This is a genomic window from Terriglobales bacterium (assembly GCA_035624475.1).
Classification (GTDB): Bacteria; Acidobacteriota; Terriglobia; order Terriglobales; family Acidobacteriaceae; genus DASPRL01.
In genome coordinates, this window is sequence record DASPRL010000040.1 from 1 (window position 1) to 4,158 (window position 4,158).

4 protein-coding genes are annotated in these 4,158 nt (G+C 67.5%); 2 read left to right on the forward strand and 2 right to left on the reverse strand.

Annotation, left to right across the window (positions count from 1 at the left end):
• Nucleotides 1–197: 197 nt before the first annotated feature.
• Nucleotides 198–395, reverse strand: coding sequence for a hypothetical protein (locus tag VEG08_01895; GenBank protein HXZ26728.1), 198 nt, complete (start codon nt 393–395; stop codon nt 198–200).
• A gap of 143 nt (nt 396–538) precedes the next feature.
• Nucleotides 539–1,339 (reverse strand): alpha/beta hydrolase, encoded by an 801-nt coding sequence (locus tag VEG08_01900; GenBank protein HXZ26729.1) that lies wholly within the window; start codon nt 1,337–1,339, stop codon nt 539–541.
• Nucleotides 1,340–1,514: 175 nt separating this feature from the next.
• On the opposite strand from VEG08_01900, the gene VEG08_01905 reads away from it, so the two are divergent.
• Nucleotides 1,515–2,279: a hypothetical protein gene (locus tag VEG08_01905; protein HXZ26730.1), complete on the forward strand. Its 765-nt coding sequence runs from the start codon at nt 1,515–1,517 to the stop codon at nt 2,277–2,279.
• A gap of 260 nt (nt 2,280–2,539) precedes the next feature.
• Nucleotides 2,540–4,158, forward strand: a 1,619-nt coding sequence (locus VEG08_01910; protein ID HXZ26731.1) for a radical SAM protein, incomplete at its 3' end; no start/stop codon positions are given.

The following is a 4,158-nucleotide window of genomic DNA, read 5'->3' on the forward strand; positions in this document are numbered from 1 at the left end:
GTAGGGAGTGCCGTACCAACTGGCCAGGCCGGTCTCGGTGTAGATGGGCTTGGCGTTGGCGGGAACGCTGATCTCGGGCGCGGGCCCGCCGGCGGTGGGAGGCGGCGGCGGCGTGTAGACGCGGGCGCGCTTGTGGCCGCCGCCGCAGCCGCTGAGCAGCGCGGCCGCCAGCAGCGCGGCCGCCAGCAGGGCCCGGCTCAGCGCTTGCGGCTGCTTTTTTCCAGGAAGTCGGCGAGCCGGGTCATCTCCCGCGCCGCCTGGCGCAGGGCGCCGGTGGAGTGGGTGCGCACCTCCGGCACCACCTCGTCGTTGAGGTACTGGATCAACTGCTCGAAGTCGCGCTTCAGGTTGCGCGCGATCTGCTGCGGCGATGGCGTGCGGCGTGCCTTGCCCACGGTTGGACACCTCGGGTGGTGCGGGAATCGGCCAGAGCCTCTGCGCGCGCGCCCGCTCCGGCGCGGCGCGTGGAGTCACCGCGATTATGGGTGCGCGGGCCCCCTCGGGTCAACGGGGGGGCACCACGCGACCAACTGCCGCATCAGCGCACGGGGACCTGGGCGGGCCGGCCGGCCAGGGAGGCGGCGAACTCCTGCAGCGCCTCGAAGTAGCGCGCCCCGGCCACGTCGGCGAGGTCGTTGTGGCCCGCTCCCGGCACCCACAGGGAACGCTTGGGCACCGGCGCGGCGGCCAGAAGTCTCTGCCCATGCCAGAAGGGCACCACCACGTCGGCCTCTCCGTGGATGACCAGCACCGGGCAGCGCACCTGGGCCATCTTGTCGAGGTTGCGAAACTTGTCGATGGGCAGCAAGGGAAGGCGCGTGAGCACGCGGAAGGCGCTCACGAACGAACTCTCCAGGATGAGCCCGGCCAACGGCCGGCGCGCGGCCAGATCCAGCGCCGCGGCCCCGCCCAGCGAGCGTCCCCAAGCGATGATGTTCTCGGGCCGGGTGCGCAGGTCGCGCGTCAGATACTGATAGGCGGCTTCTTCGTCCTCGTAGACGTAGCGCTCCGAGGGCCGGCCTTCGCTGGTGCCGTAGCCCTGGTAGTCGTAGGCCAGCACCGAGAAGCCGGTGTCGCGCACCGCCTGCAGGAAGAGCAGGTCGTCGCCCAGGTCCTCGGCATTGCCGTGGCTGAAGAGCAGGGTATAGGTGGCGGCGGGATTGGGCAGATACACCGCGGAGATGCGGCGGCCGTCGCGCGAGGTCAGCTTGAGGATGCGGTTGTCGTCGCGGTAGCCGGCAGGATGCGGCTGGAAGATCACCGGCTCCGACAGCAGGAGTCCGAAGAGGAGCAGCGCCACGTACACGGCCGCCACGATGCTGAGCAGCGAGAGAGCCATCCTTCGGAGTGAGATGCGAGCGCCCCCTCCGGTGGATGGCTTGCAGGCGCGAGGCTGGGTGGCCGCGGGCACGGCCCGCGATTATGGAGGCCGCCGCCGAGGCCGGTCAAATGTCCTCCCGCGCGCAGAGTTTTTGCGGTAGAGTAGGAGCCTTCCGATTTTGGAGACTTCCAGCATGGCTTTGGGGACCAACTGGGCAAGCGCCGCGCTGCTGCTGGCGCTGTCCGCGGGAAACGTCTGGGGACAGCAGCAGGTCGCCGGAAACCGGAGCGCGCCCGATTCCGCCATGCCGGCCGCGGCGCCGGCCGCGCCCAGCGACAGCGCCAAGCCGCAGCCGCCCATCCCCGAGGCCGCCGCCATCCAGCCGGCGCAGCCCGACCGCAGCTACCGGCCCCTGACCCCGCACCAGAAGTTCTTGATCTTCGCGCACAGCACCTACGATCCCACCACCTTCGCCTCCGCCGCCTTCGACGCCGGCATCGGGCAGGGGACCGGGGAACATCCCGACTACGGCCAGGGGGCCGACGGCTTCGGCAAGCGCTACGGTGCCGCCCTGGCCAGCAGCGAGTCCTCGGTCTTGTTCTCCCGCTTCCTGCTGCCCACGCTGCTGCACCAGGACCCGCGCTACTTCCAGTTGGGGACGGGGAGCTTCAAGGCGCGCGCGTTTTACGCGGTCAGCCGCGCCTTCGTGACGCGCACCGACTCCGGCGGCAAGGCCTTCAACACCTCGCACGTGCTGGGGGTGGCCCTCTCCATCGCGCTCTCCAACGCCTATGTTCCGGAACGCGAGCGGGGCGCCGACCGCACCTTCATCCGCATCGCCAACGCCGTGGCCTCCGACGCTGCGCTCAACGTCCTGCGCGAGTACTGGCCGGAGGTGCTGCGCAAGGCCGCGCGCAACCGGGTGGCCGCCAAGATCGCGCCGCGGGTGCACCCCTAGGGCCGGGGTTGCCTCCGTAACCCGTTTCTCTTGATTTTTCAGCGACTTGGGTGAGAAAATCGCGGATTCTCAATGACCGTGGGGAGCCATTCGACCACTATTTCTCGCCGTTTGGTGAATTCGCGCTTGGGCGGCTCCAAGTTCAGTTTGTAATAGCCTAGGGAAGTCATACGCAGGCCGATTCCCGTTCGCGGGAATCCCTGTGCGTTGTTGAACTTATACGCATTCAGTCGCGACCCCATCAGGAGGGCGGAAGGATCATGCGACCCAAGCCGATCAAGTACGTGGAGAAGGGCATCACCATGACCGCCAACGCGGCCTGGTTTGTCTTCGAGCGTCTCAACCGGATCCGCCAGAAGCCGTCGTTCACCCCCAAGTGGTCGGAGCGGCCGCTGCTGAAGTCCTACGAGAAGTCGAAGCCGCCGCTGGGCTGGCCGCGCTCCACCGACTCGCTGTGCCCGCGCTGCGTGCCCGAGATCCGCAAGCAGATCCTGGACGGCAAGCTGCCCCACGAGATCCTGCTCAACCAGCGCGTAGGCGAGATCAAGGCCCAGATCATCGAGCGCGACGGCAAGATCCTGATGGTCAAGGACTGCCCCAAGCACGGCCACTTCGAAGACGTCATGTCCATGGACGTGGACTTCTACCGGCACGTGGAGCAGTCCTTCCCCGGCCGCGACATCCGCTCCCACGCCGACGAGAAGCTGCACAACCACGGCACCTCCACCGTGAAGTGGGGGCGCGGCGCCGTGCTCACCATCGACCTCACCAACCGCTGCAACATGATGTGCGATCCCTGCTTCATGGACGCCAACCAGGTGGGCTTCGTACACGAATTGAGCTGGGAAGAGATCCAGCAGTTGCTCGACAACGCCATCTCGCTCAAGCCCCGGCGGCAGATGTCGGTGCAGTTCTCCGGGGGCGAGCCCACCATCTCGCCCTACTTCCTGGACGCGGTGCGCTACGCCCGCAAGGTGGGCTACAACGCGGTGCAGGCGGCCACCAACGGCATCGAGTTCGCCAAGTCGAAGGAGTTCTGCCGCCAGGCCGCCGAGGCCGGGCTGCGCTACGCCTACCTGCAGTTCGACGGCATGGGCAACGCCGCCAACTCGCACCGCAAGGTGGGCAACCTCTTCGACGTCAAGATCAAGGCCATCGAGAACCTGTTCGAGGCCGGGGTCGAGGTCGTGCCCGTCACCACCATCATCAACGGCATCAACAACGAGCAGGTGGGACGCATCATCAAGTTCGCCCTCGACAACCCCCGCATCATGTCCTTCTGCTCCTTCCAGCCGGTCAGCTTCACCGGCCGCGACGAGGAGATCACCGACGAGCGCCGCCACGCCCAGCGCTATACCCTCTCCCACCTGGCCCACGACGTGAAGGACCAGACCGGGCTGGGGGAGCCGGCGCGCGACTGGTTCCCGCTCTCCTTCATCTCCACCTTCTCCGACTGGGCCGACCTGGTGCACGGGCCCAACGCCGAGTGGGGCCAGCTCTCCTGCGGCTGCCATCCCAACTGCGGCGTGGGCATGGGCATCATGGTGGATAAGCAGACCAAGGAAGCGGCGCCCGTCACCGCCTTCCTGCACGTCGACCAACTGGCCAAGGACGTGGCCAAGGTCACCGACGCCGGGCGCGGCAAGTTCCTTTCCGTGCTGGGTATGGCCCTGGCCGTGGCCCGCAACTACGACCCCTTCCAGACCACCACCCACTTCACCATCTTCTCGCTGCTGAAGAAGTTCGATAAGGGCTTCGGGGTCTCCAAGAAGGCGCAGAAGGGCGGCTACGGTAGCGTGACCGGACAGCGCACCATGGCCGACATCGAGAAGCGCCGCCAGGACCGCTGGAACATCCTGTTCATCGCCGGCATGTGGTT

Excerpts from the sequence above, each read along its gene's own strand:
- VEG08_01900 (HXZ26729.1), bottom strand. The coding sequence starts at position 1,339 with ATGGCTCTCTCGCTGCTCAGCATCGTGGCGGCCGTGTACGTGGCGCTG.
- VEG08_01905 (HXZ26730.1), top strand. The coding sequence starts at position 1,515 with ATGGCTTTGGGGACCAACTGGGCAAGCGCCGCGCTGCTGCTGGCGCTG.